At 34.4% G+C, this 16,097-nt stretch carries 20 protein-coding genes; 16 read left to right on the forward strand and 4 right to left on the reverse strand.

Features of this window, described 5'->3' with window-relative positions; translation table 11 throughout:
* From B2145_RS01150 to B2145_RS01180, 7 genes are all read left to right on the forward strand, one after another.
* Nucleotides 1–339 (forward strand): hypothetical protein (locus B2145_RS01150; RefSeq protein ID WP_291097282.1); only part of this gene is annotated, 339 nt, incomplete at its 5' end.
* Nucleotides 340–380: 41 nt separating this feature from the next.
* Nucleotides 381–671, forward strand: a complete 291-nt coding sequence (locus B2145_RS01155) for a hypothetical protein (protein WP_291097283.1) — start codon at nt 381–383, stop codon at nt 669–671.
* 11 nt (nt 672–682) lie between these two features.
* Nucleotides 683–1,018 (forward strand): cyclic-phosphate processing receiver domain-containing protein, encoded by a 336-nt coding sequence (locus B2145_RS01160; RefSeq protein ID WP_291097285.1) that lies wholly within the window; start codon nt 683–685, stop codon nt 1,016–1,018.
* A gap of 53 nt (nt 1,019–1,071) precedes the next feature.
* The gene (locus B2145_RS01165; protein WP_291097286.1) at nt 1,072–1,572 is read left to right on the forward strand and encodes a YqiA/YcfP family alpha/beta fold hydrolase; all 501 of its coding nucleotides are present in this window, start codon (nt 1,072–1,074) and stop codon (nt 1,570–1,572) included.
* 16 nt (nt 1,573–1,588) lie between these two features.
* Nucleotides 1,589–2,167, forward strand: coding sequence for a hypothetical protein (locus B2145_RS01170; protein WP_291097288.1), 579 nt, complete (start codon nt 1,589–1,591; stop codon nt 2,165–2,167).
* A gap of 3 nt (nt 2,168–2,170) precedes the next feature.
* Complete coding sequence (locus tag B2145_RS01175) at nt 2,171–3,097, forward strand: helix-turn-helix transcriptional regulator (protein WP_291097290.1); 927 nt, start codon at nt 2,171–2,173, stop codon at nt 3,095–3,097.
* A 233-nt stretch (nt 3,098–3,330) separates the two neighbouring features.
* Nucleotides 3,331–3,810: a hypothetical protein gene (locus tag B2145_RS01180; RefSeq protein WP_291097292.1), complete on the forward strand. Its 480-nt coding sequence runs from the start codon at nt 3,331–3,333 to the stop codon at nt 3,808–3,810.
* A 518-nt stretch (nt 3,811–4,328) separates the two neighbouring features.
* Here the strand turns inward: B2145_RS01180 and B2145_RS01185 are convergent.
* Complete coding sequence (locus B2145_RS01185; protein ID WP_291097294.1) at nt 4,329–4,580, reverse strand: hypothetical protein; 252 nt, start codon at nt 4,578–4,580, stop codon at nt 4,329–4,331.
* Nucleotides 4,581–4,700: 120 nt separating this feature from the next.
* Between B2145_RS01185 and mtaB the strand changes: the two genes are divergently transcribed.
* Nucleotides 4,701–6,029, forward strand: coding sequence for a tRNA (N(6)-L-threonylcarbamoyladenosine(37)-C(2))-methylthiotransferase MtaB (mtaB, locus tag B2145_RS01190; protein WP_291097296.1), 1,329 nt, complete (start codon nt 4,701–4,703; stop codon nt 6,027–6,029).
* Between the two features lie 75 nt (nt 6,030–6,104).
* On the opposite strand, the gene B2145_RS01195 is transcribed toward mtaB, so the two are convergent.
* Nucleotides 6,105–6,821: a 3-ketoacyl-ACP reductase gene (locus B2145_RS01195; protein WP_291097298.1), complete on the reverse strand. Its 717-nt coding sequence runs from the start codon at nt 6,819–6,821 to the stop codon at nt 6,105–6,107.
* A 215-nt stretch (nt 6,822–7,036) separates the two neighbouring features.
* On the opposite strand from B2145_RS01195, the gene B2145_RS01200 reads away from it, so the two are divergent.
* A complete protein-coding gene (locus B2145_RS01200) occupies nt 7,037–7,918 on the forward strand; it encodes a PPK2 family polyphosphate kinase (RefSeq protein ID WP_291097300.1) in 882 nt (293 codons plus the stop codon).
* A gap of 50 nt (nt 7,919–7,968) precedes the next feature.
* On the opposite strand, the gene B2145_RS01205 is transcribed toward B2145_RS01200, so the two are convergent.
* Nucleotides 7,969–8,499: a hypothetical protein gene (locus B2145_RS01205; protein WP_291097301.1), complete on the reverse strand. Its 531-nt coding sequence runs from the start codon at nt 8,497–8,499 to the stop codon at nt 7,969–7,971.
* Nucleotides 8,500–8,730: 231 nt separating this feature from the next.
* On the opposite strand from B2145_RS01205, the gene B2145_RS01210 reads away from it, so the two are divergent.
* The 3 genes from B2145_RS01210 (at nt 8,731) to B2145_RS01220 (ending at nt 11,432) form a co-directional block, all read left to right on the forward strand.
* Nucleotides 8,731–10,113, forward strand: a complete 1,383-nt coding sequence (locus tag B2145_RS01210) for an MATE family efflux transporter (RefSeq protein WP_291097303.1) — start codon at nt 8,731–8,733, stop codon at nt 10,111–10,113.
* Between the two features lie 69 nt (nt 10,114–10,182).
* Nucleotides 10,183–11,094: a prohibitin family protein gene (locus B2145_RS01215; protein WP_291097305.1), complete on the forward strand. Its 912-nt coding sequence runs from the start codon at nt 10,183–10,185 to the stop codon at nt 11,092–11,094.
* A gap of 107 nt (nt 11,095–11,201) precedes the next feature.
* Complete coding sequence (locus tag B2145_RS01220) at nt 11,202–11,432, forward strand: hypothetical protein (RefSeq protein ID WP_291097306.1); 231 nt, start codon at nt 11,202–11,204, stop codon at nt 11,430–11,432.
* Between the two features lie 49 nt (nt 11,433–11,481).
* On the opposite strand, the gene meaB is transcribed toward B2145_RS01220, so the two are convergent.
* Nucleotides 11,482–12,567, reverse strand: a complete 1,086-nt coding sequence (meaB, locus tag B2145_RS01225) for a methylmalonyl Co-A mutase-associated GTPase MeaB (RefSeq protein ID WP_291097308.1) — start codon at nt 12,565–12,567, stop codon at nt 11,482–11,484.
* A 198-nt stretch (nt 12,568–12,765) separates the two neighbouring features.
* Between meaB and B2145_RS01230 the strand changes: the two genes are divergently transcribed.
* The 4 genes from B2145_RS01230 (at nt 12,766) to B2145_RS01245 (ending at nt 15,907) form a co-directional block, all read left to right on the forward strand.
* Nucleotides 12,766–13,677 carry an AEC family transporter gene (locus B2145_RS01230; protein ID WP_291097310.1) on the forward strand — a complete coding sequence of 304 codons (912 nt, stop codon included), beginning with the start codon at nt 12,766–12,768 and terminating at the stop codon, nt 13,675–13,677.
* Between the two features lie 58 nt (nt 13,678–13,735).
* Nucleotides 13,736–14,959 carry an MFS transporter gene (locus tag B2145_RS01235; protein WP_291097312.1) on the forward strand — a complete coding sequence of 408 codons (1,224 nt, stop codon included), beginning with the start codon at nt 13,736–13,738 and terminating at the stop codon, nt 14,957–14,959.
* A gap of 80 nt (nt 14,960–15,039) precedes the next feature.
* Nucleotides 15,040–15,687, forward strand: a complete 648-nt coding sequence (locus B2145_RS01240) for a peroxiredoxin (protein ID WP_291097314.1) — start codon at nt 15,040–15,042, stop codon at nt 15,685–15,687.
* A 40-nt stretch (nt 15,688–15,727) separates the two neighbouring features.
* Nucleotides 15,728–15,907 carry a hypothetical protein gene (locus B2145_RS01245; RefSeq protein ID WP_291097316.1) on the forward strand — a complete coding sequence of 60 codons (180 nt, stop codon included), beginning with the start codon at nt 15,728–15,730 and terminating at the stop codon, nt 15,905–15,907.
* Nucleotides 15,908–16,097 lie beyond the last annotated feature (190 nt).

Raw genomic sequence — 16,097 nt, forward strand, 5'->3', positions numbered from 1 at the left:
TCTGAGTTTTTCAGCAGACCCTATATAGACGGTAACGAAATTAATGACAAAAAACACGGAACCACTTTATTTTATATTGACGGTAATGATATTCGTGAAAAAAGTAAAAGCGGAAACATAAAATTCCATTTCGACAATTTTGAAATTAGAAGGGATAGTAAATATGGAAAAACACATTACTATGTTGAAGACAATGAAGTAAGGGATAAAAAACACGGCAATCTGATTTATTATATTGATAGAAATGAAATCTTAGATAAAAAATACGGTCACGTAAAATATTACATCGATGGTCAACTTACAAAAGACCAATTAATGAGTTTGATTGCTATTATTTGAAAAATACAGCATTTAAAGTAAAATGATTAATACAAAACCCTATGAAACATAAAGAACTTAATCCAGAGGAACAAAAAAAATTGTTCAACAAAATTTGCGACGATATTATTCAAAAAACAAATGAATATCGAACAATGTTTAATGAAAGAGAGAATCTTGAAGGAGCGCTTATGTTTAATTATGACCTAACTGATGTTGGCGATTTTATCGGAAAAGCAATTGGTCAAAACACTTGTAAAGACGAAAAAGATTTAAATATTTGGGCTTTTGATAAAGACTCTTTTGTTGGGGGATTTTATCACGGCTATTCTTTACTTGACGGAACACACTAATTTTAAATATTATGAGGTATAAACTTTTTCTTGACGACATTAGAGATGTAAAAATGGTTTACAAGAATTTGACGGATGAAGATTTTGTAATAGTTAGAAATTTTAAGGATTTTAAACAAGTAATCATTGAAAATGGACTTCCCGAATTGATAAGTTTTGATAATGATTTGGGATTAGACGAAAATGAAAATATTGCCGAAGATGGTTACGCAGCAGCGAAGTGGTTAGTTTATGAATCGGGACTTGATTTGCGAAATTTGAAATTTAATGTTCATTCTGCAAATCCTGTAGCATCTCAACAAATTCAAAGTTTGCTAGACAATTATATTCGACATTTAAAGAGTTAAAACAACAGTGCATAACACATTGTATGATGGACCCCATTAATTTTAAATACACTATGAACATCCTATTCCTCCACGGACTCGAAAGTAAATTAAGCGAAGAAAAAAGAGCCATTCTTGAATCTTATGGTACTGTTTTCGCTCCAGATTTAGAATACAAATCGAACCCAAACGTGATTCAAAATTTATACGACGAATTCAAAGATCAAGATATTAATGCAATCATTGGGAGCAGTATAGGAGGTTTTGTTGGGTTTCATTTGGCTAACAGTATGGGAATTTGCGCTTTGCTCTACAATCCAGCGTTACCATATAGGAATTCTGTTGAACAAATAATTCCTATCAATTTACAGTTAAAAGAATCTCCATTAATGCGAATCATTTTGGGAGGTCAGGATGATATTATTAAGGCAAAAGACAACTTGGTTTTTTTGGCACAAAATTGTAACCCTAAAACAGATTATACGATTGTAATAAAAAACGATTTGGCGCACCAAATTCCGGTTGATGTTTTTGAAGAGGAAACAAAAGCTTTTTTTGAAGCACTTTGTTATTAATAATTTCGATTAAAAAATGATTTCAAAAAGGGATATTCCCCAAAACAACTTTCGATGTCATTCTGGCGGAGCGGAAGGTGCTGATACTTATTTTGAAGAAATCGGACAAAAATATGGTATTCAAACACTTGCCTATTCGTATAAAACAGCCTATCATAAAAGCAAAAACAAAGTAGAGCTAAGCGAAGCTGAATATCAAGAAGGTATTTTAAACGTGAATATTGCCAATGTAACGCTAAATAAATTCAAGGTAAAACGCTATATGAAATTATATTCCAGAAATTGGTTTCAAATTAAAAACTCGGAACAAATTTTTGCAATAAGCTCCTTAATTTACAAAGACAATCGTGAATTTGTAAAAGGAGGAACAGGCTGGGCGGTTCAAATGGCAATCGACAATAACAAAGAGGTCTTTTTATTTGACCAAAAAAAGGATAGCTGGTTTTATTGGGATTACCAAGAATGTAAATTTAAAATGCTAAACGAATCACCAAGAATAACAGTCACTAATTTTGCTGGTATTGGAGCTCGAATAATAAATGAAAAAGGAATAAATGCAATTGAAGATTTGTTTTATAAATCTTTTAAAAAATAAATTATGTCCAAAAAACAATTTCTAAAACGCTATTCACTCATCATCAATAAACTTCGAAAAAAAGCCAGTTCTTTTGAAGAAATTCAAAAGTATTTGGCAGAGCAATCTATTAATGACGAGGAAAATTACGAAATTTCTATTCGTACGTTTCAACGCGAAATAAAAGAAATTGCTTCCACTCACGGTATCGAAATCACCTATAATCGTTCGCAAGGTGTTTATGAAATTGTTTATGATGGCAACGAAGACAGGAACGAACGCTTAATGGAAAGTTTCGAAATTATTGATGCACTCAAAATTTCGACCAATTTGTCGAATCATCTTATTCTGGAGAAACGAAAACCGTTGGGAACAAATAATATGAATTATTTGATTCACGCCATAAAAAACAGAAATGAAATTCGTTTTTCCTATTTAAAATATTGGACGGATGAATTAGTTGATACGCAAAGAAAAGTACAGCCTCTAGTCTTGAAAGAAGCAAGGTATCGTTGGTATTTAGTGGCAAAAGATTTGAAAGACAATCGAATAAAAACCTTTGGATTAGACAGAATAACCCTCTTGGAAATTACAAATTCGAAGTTCGAATTGCCAGAAAATTACAATACTGAAGAAGCTTTTCTCCGCAGTTTTGGTGTCATAAATGAAGACAATAAAGAACCTCAAAAAATTGTTTTGTCTTTTTCTTTTGAGCAAGGAAAGTATATAAAATCATTGCCATTGCACCATTCCCAAAAGGAATTAACAAACGATGAAAATGAATATAGAATTGAATTATTTCTACAACCTACTTACGATTTCGTTATGGAATTATTATCTATTGGAGTTGAAGTAAAAGTAATAGATAATAATTCCATCACAAAATCAAGTGGAAAATATAATCAAATAAAAGCAATAGTATGGGCAAGTTTGGATTTTCATTTTCGTTAAGTAGATTGTTGGGAATAGCGCAGGCAAAACAAAGGTTTGCCAGAACCACAGGAATACCAACAACCAAAAATGGGTTGCAAAGAAAAATTGGGGCAAGTATTTTAAAACTGTTTCTAAAGTAGACTATAATAGAAATCAACCGTATGAAATGAGCATAACCGTAAATTGATCGCAAACACCAATGAAGATATGCGAATTACATATGACCGATAAAAAACAATAAATATCTACATATGAAACACATATTCCTATTGTTTCTATTGCCTTTAATGGCGATTCACTCCCAGACAAAAATCCGTTTGGGTGACGGAACCTATTCTTCAAATAAAGTACTATATACTATTGACGGCAATAAAGTGAGGCTTGGCAATGGTACTTATTCATCTAACAAAGTCCTATATAACTTTGACGCAAATAAAGTAAGATTGGGCGACGGAACTTATTCATCCAATAAGGTGCTACTAACTATTGATGGCAACAAAATAAGACAAGGTGATGGCACCTATTTCTCCAACAAAGTGCTTTATACTATTGATGGTAATAAAATAAGACAAGGCAACGGAACCTACTACTCCAACAAAGTATTATATACCATTGATGGCAACAAAATAAGGCAAGGCGATGGAACCTATTCCTCCAACAAAGTCCTGTATACTATTGATGGTGGTTTGTCTATCAATAGAATAGCGGTATTGTTGTATTTGGTTTTATAGTGCCATTTTATCTCTTATTTTGTTCACAAATAAAATCCGTTCACGTTTCCGTGAACAAACAAAAATAATGAACACATATCGCATATCGCGATATGCAATACAATAGTGTTTTCCAATTGACATCCAACTACAATAAAAGTTTACATTACATAAAGGTAACGGCGATTATCGCCGTCAAAACAATTATTTGTAAATTAAAATAAGGTCAATGTGATAATTTTAAACCCAAAAAACACATTGCGTAAAAGGACATTGCACTAATTTCAGTAGTTGTTTTTTCGTCACAAATTTTTACTTTATTTGTTACAATTAAAAACAATTATTTTGTCGCAAATAGTTACTGTTTTTGCGTCAAAACAACAGGCATAATACAAGCGTACGTATTGAAAATAAGGTACTTGCAAAAGTAAAAAAAGCCAATAGGGGTTCGCAAAAAAAATCGTTCACCAAGATTTTTACGTCTGGATTCATAAAATTCGTAAGCAACAATTGTATCAACATTAGCCCGAAAAGTAAATTTAAGATTTCTTTTCATTATGGCTTTTTCTGGCATTGATTTTTACTTCTTCCCAAGTGAATGATGGTTCTTCGCCTGAATAGTATTTTTCTGTAGCTTCTTCTAAAATTAATTTCTGTTTGTTACTTAATTCATATTCCAAAGTTTCGTCATTTAAGACACTTTTTAGATAATCTAATGTGCTTTGATCTTCCGTATGGATAATTCTCTCAATTAAGTCCAGTTTATCTTTTTGTAAATTAGTCCGTTGCATAATTTTTAATTTTAAAACCTATTTACAAATATAATGATAATCCAATTTTAAATCTTGTAATTTATATGTAAATTTGCAACCTCAATTTTTTGACAACGATTTCATTAATTGAGTTATTTTATGGAAAATAGAAAAAAAGTTGCCTTTTATACCCTTGGGTGCAAATTGAATTTTTCGGAAACATCTACAATTGCCCGAAATTTTCAGGACGAAGGTTTTGACCGCGTCGATTTTGAAGAAGTGGCAGATATGTATGTTATCAATACGTGTTCGGTTACTGAAAATGCCGATAAACAGTTCAAGCAAGTCGTGCGAAAAGCGATGAAACTCAATGATAAAGCTTTTGTAGCTGCCATTGGTTGTTATGCCCAATTGAAACCCGAAGAATTGGCTGCTGTTGATGGCGTTGATTTGGTTTTGGGTGCCACCGAAAAGTTTAAAATCACCGATTACATAAACGATTTATCCAAAAACGATTTTGGCGAAGTGCATTCCTGCGAGATTGAAGAAGCCGATTTTTATGTGGGAAGTTACTCGATTGGCGACAGAACGCGGGCTTTTTTGAAAGTGCAAGACGGCTGCGATTATAAATGTACCTATTGCACGATTCCGTTGGCGAGAGGAATTTCGAGAAGTGATGAACTGGAAAATGTGTTGAAAAACGCCAAGGATATTTCGCAGCAAAACATCAAAGAAATTGTATTGACTGGCGTAAATATTGGCGATTACGGAAAAGGGGAATTTGGCAACAAAAAACACGAACATACTTTCCTGGAATTAGTTCAGGAATTGGATAAAATAGAAGGTATCGAAAGATTGCGAATCTCCTCTATTGAACCGAACTTATTAAAAAACGAAACTATTGAATTTGTGTCCAAAAGTCGAACTTTTGTGCCGCATTTTCATATTCCGATGCAATCAGGAAGCAATGAAATTCTGAAGTTGATGAAACGCCGTTATCTTCGTGAAATTTATACCGAAAGGGTAAATAAAATCAGGGAAGTGATGCCTGATGCTTGTATTGGTGTCGATGTAATTGTTGGTTTTCCAGGAGAAACTGAAGAACATTTCCTTGAAACCTACCATTTCTTGAATGAAATGGCAATCTCCTATTTACACGTTTTCACCTATTCGGAACGTGATAATACTGAAGCCGCCGAAATGGGAGGTGTCGTTCCGGCAAATGTTCGGGCGAAACGAAGCAAAATGTTACGCGGATTATCCGTAAAAAAGCGTCGTGCTTTTTATGAAAGCCAAATAGGAACAAATAGAACCGTACTTTTCGAAAGCGAAAACAAAGAAGGCTACATTCACGGTTTTACCGAGAATTATGTTCGGGTAAAAACGCCTTGGAATCCGGAATTGGTAAATACTTTGCACGAAATCAATTTGACCAAAATTGACGAGGATGGAAGCGTAAGAATGGAGTTTGTAAATGTTGTGGTTTAAAATTAATTTAGAAGAAGTATATAAACAACAAAACCCTTTGAAATAAAGGGTTTTGTTGTTTATAGTAAAAAAAGATTAAGGATTCGTAGACCAAATACTGCTGTTTTTTATAAAAACACGACGGTTTAATTTAAGTTGTGCGATGATTAATTCAGCCATATCTTCTGATTGCATAACTTTATCAGGATTACCATCGGTCAGCTTTAGATCTTTGGCCATATCAGTAGCTACAGTACTTGGTATTAGAGCCGTTACCCGAATATTATGTTTACGAACTTCTTGCATTAATGATTCCGTTAATCCTAAAACCGCAAATTTTGAGGCGCTATAAGCACTCGTTAAAGCATTTCCGCTTAATCCTGCTGTTGAGGAAATATTGATAATATCACCAGTTTGTCTTTCAATCATATTTGGCAAAACGGCGCGTGTCACATAATAGGTTCCCATTAAGTTTACTTGGATAATGCGTTCCCAAGCGGCAGGTTCTAGTTCTAAAAATTTTCCAAAAGCGGCTATTCCGGCATTGTTGATCAAAATATCGATAGTTTTAAATTCAGCTAACGCCTTTTTAATGGCACTATTTACAGAATTGATATCAGCAACATCAGCTGTTAACACTAATGATTTTACCCCAAAAGAATTTACTTCTTTGGCAACTTGATCTAAATCAGATTGCGTTCTGGCAACCAGAATTACATTTACGCCTTCTTTTGCCAAAGCAATGGCTACTGCTTTTCCAATTCCTTTTCCCGCACCGGTAACGAGAGCATTTTTATTTTTTAAGTCGATCATTTTTTAATTTTTTGTTCTAAAACAAAGTTAAGTCATTTATTTAGGCTAGTCCTTTTCTTTAGTGTGAAATAAAAGATAAATTTCATAAATTAGCAAATGGACATAGTCCCGATAGCAGCGACATCTTTTATGTTCTTTCTTTAAGAACATAAAAATACAGTGGAAAGCGGGGAAAAGCTCCTGGAAAATAATATTTAAATTAATCTCAACCAATTATGAAGTCAATAAATCCAGATGATTTTAAAGTTACAGCCAAAATTGAATTGTCGAAAATTCCAACAAATTTATTTAATGAGGCCAGTGATGATGATAAAGAGGAAAAGTTAGATAAGGTGCAAGTTAAGTTGAGCGAGTTGCAAGACGTGATGTATGCACATAATCGCTACGGTGTTCTAGTTTGTTTGCAAGGAATGGATACGTCTGGCAAAGACAGTTTGATACGTGAAGTTTTCAAGGAATTTAATGCGCGTGGAGTTGTGGTTCATAGTTTTAAAACACCGAATTCGGCTGAGTTGGAACATGATTATTTGTGGCGACATTATTTGGCATTGCCTGAAAAAGGAAAATTTGCGGTTTTTAATCGGTCACATTATGAGAATGTTTTGGTGACACGTGTGCATCCTGAATATATTTTGAACGAAAAATTACCCGGAATTGAAAAAGTTTCAGACATTACACCCCAATTTTGGGAAAACCGTTTTGAACAAATCAATAATTTCGAGAATCATATCACGCAAAACGGAACGATTGTGCTGAAATTCTTTTTGAACATGAGTAAAGAGGAACAGAGACAACGGTTGTTACGACGATTGGAAGAAAAAAAACACAATTGGAAATTCTCGATAATGGATATGAAAGAAAGAGAACGTTGGGACGAATATATGCACTATTATGAAGAAGCCATAAACAAAACGAGTAAAGAAAATGCGCCCTGGTATGTTATTCCTGCCGATGATAAGGAAATGGCTCGTTATATTGTGGCTAAAATCATTTGGGAAGAAATGCAGAAACATACTGATATCCAGGAACCGGAAATGGATGATACAATTAAAGCCAACATTGAAATGTATAAAGAACAATTGAAGAAAGGATTATAATAGTAAAAATGCTCTGAATTTCAGAGTATTTTTACTATTATAAAATTGGTTTACAATTCAAAACCGTACGCTACACGTAACGAAATTTGGTTTGTATCATATTCTGTGTAAGCTTCGTAACGCAAACTTAGATCGAAATTTTTATTGGCATACCCAATTCCTGGAGCCCATAAATAAGTGTCTTGTTTGTGCCCGTTTGTAACAGCGATACCGCCACCAATTTCTCCTAAAATATAGAATTGATCTTCCCAAACAAACGCTTTAAAACCTGCTTTTAAAGGGATAAAACCCAGATCTTTTGTGTTAGTTAAATCAGTTGCATCTTTATATTTAAACAAGTTTGTAAAACCGGTTGTAAATGTTAAAGAAGTTCTTTTAGTTAAATCATACTGAATTCTAGCATCTGCACCTAAAGACCAATTGTAAGTGTCATTATTGGTTGGAACTCCGCCGTTTAAACCAAATCCTAAACGGAAACTTTGATCATAATTTGTAGCTTTTGTTTCTGGAACATCTTGTGCAGAAGCATTACTTGCGAAAAAAATTGAAATAGCGAATACTAACAGTGTTTTAATTTTCATAATAAAATATTTTAATTGTTAAAAATTTTTTTCGTTTTTGATGATGTTTTTCTTATCAAACGAACTTATGCAAATGTATAGCCAGTGTGGTGGGCAAGTGTTACACAATTATTTGAATTTGTTACATAATTCTTTATGAAGCAAAAAACACTAAAAATCAGACATTATTAATTAAATAATTATGGAACAATTAAATGCTTCTACTTACATTTGCGGACTTAAAAATAGTAAATGAATTTTTCTCAATATACCAAAGAGTTTTCCTATAATTTAAGATTGGCTTATCCCGTTATTTTGGGAATGCTAGGCCATACTTTGATAGGAATTGTAGATAATTTTATGGTTGGGAATCTTGGTTCCACCGAATTAGCTGCGGTTTCGCTTGGCAATAGTTTTATATTTATTGGATTGTCTTTGGGAATTGGATTTTCTACTGCCATTACACCATTGATTGCTGAAGCCGATGCCGAAAAGGACGACAAAAAAATCAGAACCACTTTTCATCACGGACTTTTATTGTGCGTGGTTCTGGGCATCGCCATATTTGTTTTGATTGTTTTGTCAAAACCAATAATGAATTTGATGAACCAACCGGCCGCAGTTGTCAAACTGGCCACACCTTACATTGATTGGGTTGCGTTTTCATTGATTCCTGTGATTATTTTTCAAGCTTACAAGCAATTTGCCGACGGTTTATCGCAAACCAAATATTCGATGTATGCTATTTATTTGGCAAACATAGTTCACGTTTTTTTTAATTATGTGTTGATTTATGGTATTTGGGGTTTTCCTAAATTGGGAATTCTAGGCGCGGCCTTGGGAACAGTGATTTCCAGAATCATGATGGTGGTTTTTATGCACTTCATTTTGCGAAAAAATGCAGCTTTCAAAAGGTACTTCAAGAATTTTAGCTTTAAGGAAATTCGAAAATCAATCTTGATGAAAATCATCAATCTTGGCCTTCCTTCGGCGATGCAAATGTTGTTTGAGGTGACATTGTTTACGGCGGCAATTTGGCTTTCGGGTTCTATTGGAAAAAACAGCCAAGCGGCGAATCAAATTGCGCTCATTATGGCATCGACCACTTTTATGTTTGCGATGGGATTTAGCGTGACGGCGATGATTCGATTGAGTTACCTCAAAGGGTCGAAAGATTTTAAAAAACTCATAATTACGGCAAGATCCATATTTTTATTAACCATCATTTTCGAAACAGTTTTTGCACTTATTTTTGTAATTTTTCATAATTACCTGCCTCATTTGTTTTTAAATATGACCGATTCCGCCCAAGCTATTGACAATAGAGAGATAATCATTATTGCATCCAAATTGCTTTTGGTGGCTGCCGTTTTTCAAATTTCAGACGGAATACAAGTGGTTGCTCTTGGCGCTTTGCGAAGTTTGCAGGACGTGAAAGTTCCAATGTACATTACTTTTGTGGCCTATTGGATAGTGGGATTCCCAATTTCGTATTATTTAGGAAGACATACTGATTTGGGAGCAACGGGAATTTGGATAGGACTTTTGGCGGGACTAACATCGGCAGCTTTATTTTTGTATATTCGCTTTGCGGGATTGACAAAAAAGTTGACATTGGAAAAACATAAAATTTAAATTTTTTTCTTAAAAAAATCTAACTCAAAAAGTAATTTACCGTAAAACCAACATACTAAATTTTAAAAAATGATATTATTAATTATTATTGGGGTTATTTTACTGATTGTGAGTTTCACATTAAAAAGCGATATGAGAAATCCGCTTTCAAAATTTTCTAATATTTTCAAAATTATAGGGATTTTAATTATTTTATTGGGGATTTCTTCCTCGATGTTCAAACAAATTGATGCCGGCAAAGTGGGTGTTAAATCACTTTACGGAAGTGTTCAACCGGATGTTCTGGAAAGTGGTTTGCACATAATAAACCCGCTTTTGGATGTAACCGACTTTGATATTCAAACTCAAAACTACACCATGTCGGCAGTTCATGGTGAAGGTGCACAAGTAGGTGACGATGCGATTCGTGTTTTATCGAATGATGGACTGGAAGTCGTAATCGATTTAACCGTTTTGTATCGAATTACTCCCGCCGATGCTCCAAAAATATTCAAGCAAATTGGGGTAAATTATAATGATAAAATTGTGCGTCCCGTAACAAGAACAAGAATTCGTGACAACGCAGTTTATTATGATGCCGTGGCATTGTATTCTACGAAAAGGAATGAGTTTCAAGACAGAATATTTAAAAATATCGAAGCCGATTTTAAATCAAGAGGATTAGTTTTAGAACAGTTATTGATTAGAAATATCAATCTTCCCATATCTGTAAAAGCATCTATCGAAAGTAAAATTAATGCAGAACAAGATGCGCAAAAAATGCAGTTTGTTTTGCAAAAAGAGAAACAAGAGGCCGAACGAAAAAGAGTGGAAGCACAAGGTATTGCAGATTATCAGCATATTATTTCTATGGGATTAACGGATAAACAATTGCAATACGAATCCATAAAAGCACAAAAAGAACTGGCCGCATCACCAAACACCAAGATTATTTTCATGAATAGTAAAGGAAATGCACCAGTAATACTTTCTGATAAATAATTTTAAAAAGACAAATAGACAATAGACGGATAGATGATAGATTTCTAAAAGTTAAAATATATTTTTGTCCATTATCTATTCGTCTATCATCTAACATCTAAAAAAAAATGGAATTACCAAAATTTTTACTCGGAGACAACACTGATTTTCCCGAAGATATTTTCATCATTCATCTCGATTATCCACGATTTATCATCAATTTAAAAGATGACGAAGTTGAGTTTATGGAAGAAGCCGAAGACCTTGACGAAGGCGAACTCAATGCCGAAATGGAAGGATTGATTATTCTTGCCAATGATTTTTATGACAGGGAAATGGAGCGTTACGAGAAAGAGTAGCGTTCAGTATCCGTTTTTTTAGTGCCGAAAACGGAGACTAAAACTAAAACTATTTAAAATACTTTTTTAATAAAATTTGAGCGGCTGCAAAAGGTGAAATTTCATCATTTTGCACCGCTTTTTTGTTTTCTTCCAAGAGTTTTTGAATTTCGGGATGATTGTAAAAGTTGGTTTTCAATTGCTCATTGATGGTTTCCAAAAGCCAATATTGATTTTGTTCTTTTCGCTTTTCAAAGAAATAATTGTTTCCTTTTGTAAGTTCAAGAAACTCCTCGATAGTTTTCCATACTTCAGGGATTCCTTCGTGTGTAATGGCGCTACAAGTTGAAGTTGTAGGTGTCCAACCTGATTTCTTGGCAGGAAATAAATGTAATGCTCGATTGAATTCTACTTTTGCCAAATTGGCTTTTCGAACGTTATCGCCATCGGCTTTGTTGATGACAATAGCATCGGCCATTTCCATAATGCCGCGTTTGATACCTTGCAATTCATCGCCGGCGCCTGCAATTTTTAATAACAGAAAAAAGTCTACCATGCTGTGAACGGCGGTTTCACTTTGTCCGACACCAACAGTTTCTATGATTATCGTATCATAACCACAAGCTTCGCAAAGCGTAATTGCTTCTCTGGTTTTTCTAGCCACACCGCCTAAAGTTTCTCCCGAAGCCGAAGGTCGGATAAAGGCGTTTTTATCCTTAACCAATTCCTCCATTCGGGTTTTGTCTCCCAAAATACTTCCGTGCGAAATCGTACTGCTTGGATCAACGGCCAGAACGGCCACTTTTTTTCCTAAACCCGTTAAGTATTTTCCAAATGCTTCAATAAAGGTACTTTTTCCAACACCTGGAACACCCGTGATTCCTATCCTGACGGATTTATTGGCGTGAGACAAGCAAGCATTTATCACTTCATTGGCTTTCACCAAATGGTTAACATTTGTACTTTCAACCAAAGTTATGGCACGACTCAAAGCGGTTATGTTTCCCGCTAAAATGCCGTCAACCAATTCCTTTGATGAAGGTTGTTGTTTCTTTAGGGTTTTTATATGTTCTACGGAAGAGGAACTGATAATTTCAGGTGGCGAAATTCCAGCTTTTACGTAAAGAGCGGAGTGTTTTATTTTGTTGTTTTCCAAAACTTAAAATCGTTTTAGTAAAATTAGTATTTAAACACGAATTATTTTGTTTTTTATGAAGAAGAATTCGTGGGAACTGGTGTAATTTGTTTTTCAAATGAAAAGTAAATTATATAAATTCCAAATAGAATCCCGAAATGAAACATTTATATTTATGCGTTGTGAAAACAGCAAATTAGTCAATATCTTTGCGGACTTATGAACAACTTCATTCTAATCTTTGTTTTTCTACTCCTTGGGATTGTATTGCAAAATGTAAAACGGTTTCCTGTCAATAGTTATAAGGTTCTAAACACGGTTGTCATTTATTTTTGTCTTCCCGCGATGTCTTTGTATTATATCCCAAAAATTAAATGGGATAATCAGTTGTTATATCCGATTGGTGTAGCTTGGATTGGCTTTGCAGTTTCATATCTATTCTTTAGTTTTCTTGGGAAAAAACTGGGCTGGTCCAGAAAGCTTACCGGATGCTTAATCATTACTGCCGGATTAGGGAATACTTCGTTCTTGGGCTTTCCAATTATTGAGGCTTTATATGGACAAGATGGTTTAAAAACAGCTATTTTAGTAGACCAACCAGGTTCTTTTGTTGTGCTTTCCACCTTGGGAATTCTCGTGGCAACTTTATATTCAACGGGAAGTCCAAACGGACTTCATATTGCAAAAAAAATCATGTTCTTTCCGCCATTCATCACTTTTCTTTTGGCTTGTTTGATGAATGTTTTTAATTTCGATTTTCATGAAACGATACAATTTATTTTACAAAAAGCAGGAAGTGGGGTAGCTCCTTTGGCTTTGCTTTCGGTTGGATTACAATTAAGTTTTGACAGGAAAAGTCAACATTGGGGATTTTTAGGATTGGGACTTTTGTATAAATTGCTATTGACTCCGGCGATGTTCTATTTATTGTACGTTGTCGTTTTGAATCAACATTCAGAAATTATCCAAGTGTCAATAATGGAGTCTGCCATGGCGCCAATGATTACGGCCAGTATTTTAGCGTCTACCCATGGTTTAAAACCTAAATTAAGCAGCATGATGATTGGTTTTGGAATACCACTTTCTTTTATCACATTACTATTTTGGTATTTTGCGGTACGTTTTATTTAAAACATATTTTTGCCGCCAAATACAATATTTACAACTAATTCTATTTTATTATTCCATTATGAACACTTCCGCAGAGACAGCATCAAAAAAAGACTATTCTCCTTTCCTTCAAAAAACAGTCTATCCTGTATTATTTTCGATAGCATTTGCCCATTTGATAAATGATTTATTGCAGTCGGTTATACCCGCAGCATACCCAATTTTAAAAGAAAATTTTAATTTAACTTTTACACAAATCGGATTAATAACCTTGGCTTATCAATTGTCAGCTTCGATATTACAGCCTCTCGTGGGATTATATACGGATAAAAAACCAAAACCTTTTTCTCAAATTTTCGGAATGCTTTTTACCTTATCGGGAATTGTGCTTTTATCTTATGCAGCAAGTTTCTCCATAATAATAATTTCGGTGATTCTCGTCGGAATAGGTTCGTCTATTTTTCATCCCGAAGCTTCAAGAATTTCATTTTTGGCATCAGGCGGAAAGCGCGGTTTGGCGCAATCAATTTTTCAATTAGGAGGAAATGCCGGATCCGCAATAGGGCCATTATTAGTAGCGCTGATAGTAGCGCCCAATACACAACATTACATCATTTGGTTCGTCATAGTAGCCATTATTGGATTAATCGTTTTGAGCAGAATTGCACTTTGGTATCAAAATCATTTAAGCCTTAGAGCCACTGAAAAGGCAGTTATTGATTTACCCAATTTATCCCAAATAAAAATTAATATTTCGGTAGGGATTTTATTGGTTTTGATATTTTCGAAATTCTTTTACATGGCCAGCATGTCAAGTTATTTTACGTTTTATCTCATCGAAAAATTTGGCTTGTCGGTTCAGGAAGCACAATTTCATTTGGTTTTGTTTTTGGCTTCTTGCGCCATCGGAACGCTAATCGGAGGCCCTTTAGGGGATAAATTCGGAAGAAAATATGTTATTTGGTTTTCGGTTTTGGGAGCGGCGCCTTTTACCTTATTATTACCTTATGCCGATTTGTTCTGGACAGGAATTTTATCCGTGGCAATCGGAACAATCATCTCATCCGCATTTCCGGCAATCTTGGTTTTTGCACAGGAATTATTGCCCAAAAAACTCGGAACGGTTTCCGGTCTTTTCTACGGATTTGCCTTCGGAATGGGCGGTTTAGGTTCAGCTTTATTAGGTAATATCGCCGACCACAAAGGCATAATCTACGTTTATTATCTTTGTGCTTATTTGCCATTGATAGGAATTATAGCCTTCTTTTTACCCAATTTAAAAAAGAAATCAGCTAACAGTTAATTTTTGTTTTATTTATGATAGTGGTTGTTAGTCTTATGGTTTTTTTGATTAATTTTAAATAAATTTTAAAAACAATTCTCATGGCAACACTACGATTAGGAGATATTGCTCCGGATTTTGAAGCAGAAACAACACTTGGAAAGATACATTTCCATGAATGGTTAGGCAGTTCTTGGGGTGTGTTATTTTCGCATCCAGCTGATTTTACACCAGTTTGTACCACAGAATTAGGTACTGTGGCAAATTATTATCCTGAATTTGTAAAGAGAAATACAAAAGTTATCGCATTGAGTGTTGACGGATTGGCATCTCATCATGAATGGATAAAGGATATAGAGGAAACTCAAAATGTTACTTTACAATATCCTATCATTGCTGACGAAAACATGCATGTAGCGACTTTGTATGATATGATTCACCCCAATGCAAGTGATAAATTTACAGTTCGGTCAGTTTTTATAATTGGACCAGATAAAAAAGTAAAATTGATCTTAACTTATCCGGCATCAACCGGAAGGAACTTCGACGAGATATTGCGTGTTATTGACAGTTTACAGTTAGTGGCAAATTATAGCGTAGCCACGCCGGCAAACTGGAAAGACGGCGAGGATGTGGTGGTATCAACAACAATTCCTGATAGTGATATTCCTGCAAAATTCCCAAAAGGGTTTAAACATATCAAACCTTATTTGAGAATGACGCCACAGCCTAATAAATGGCTCACATAAAAAAGTTGGGAAGAAGTTATAAATTTGCATAAAAAAGCAAATGGATTTTTCAATATTTTCTTCCTTTTTACCCGAAGGCTTATTATCCCATTTTGACATTGTTGATTTCAAAGAATTGGGGGATTTACAAACCAAAAAAGATTGTTTATACGAGTTAAGTGCAAGTTGGTGGACGAGTAAATCGACCAGGATATTTAAGGCTGACACCGAACAATTTTAAGGCAAGCGACTAGCTCTTTAACCCTAAATTCGGTTCTTTTCAACATGAGTGCTGTCACAAGGACTAAAGAGAACGAATGAAAAATAGTAACCAATAAAAAAGTGAAATCAAATTTTTTATTATATATTTGTTCGTGAAAAAAATGTTACTAAAATCCTATATGAATAAAGCTGTTATAACGCCTACCCCT

The organism is Flavobacterium sp. UBA5153 (genome assembly GCA_002413745.1).
In the GTDB taxonomy this organism is placed as follows: domain Bacteria; phylum Bacteroidota; class Bacteroidia; order Flavobacteriales; family Flavobacteriaceae; genus Flavobacterium.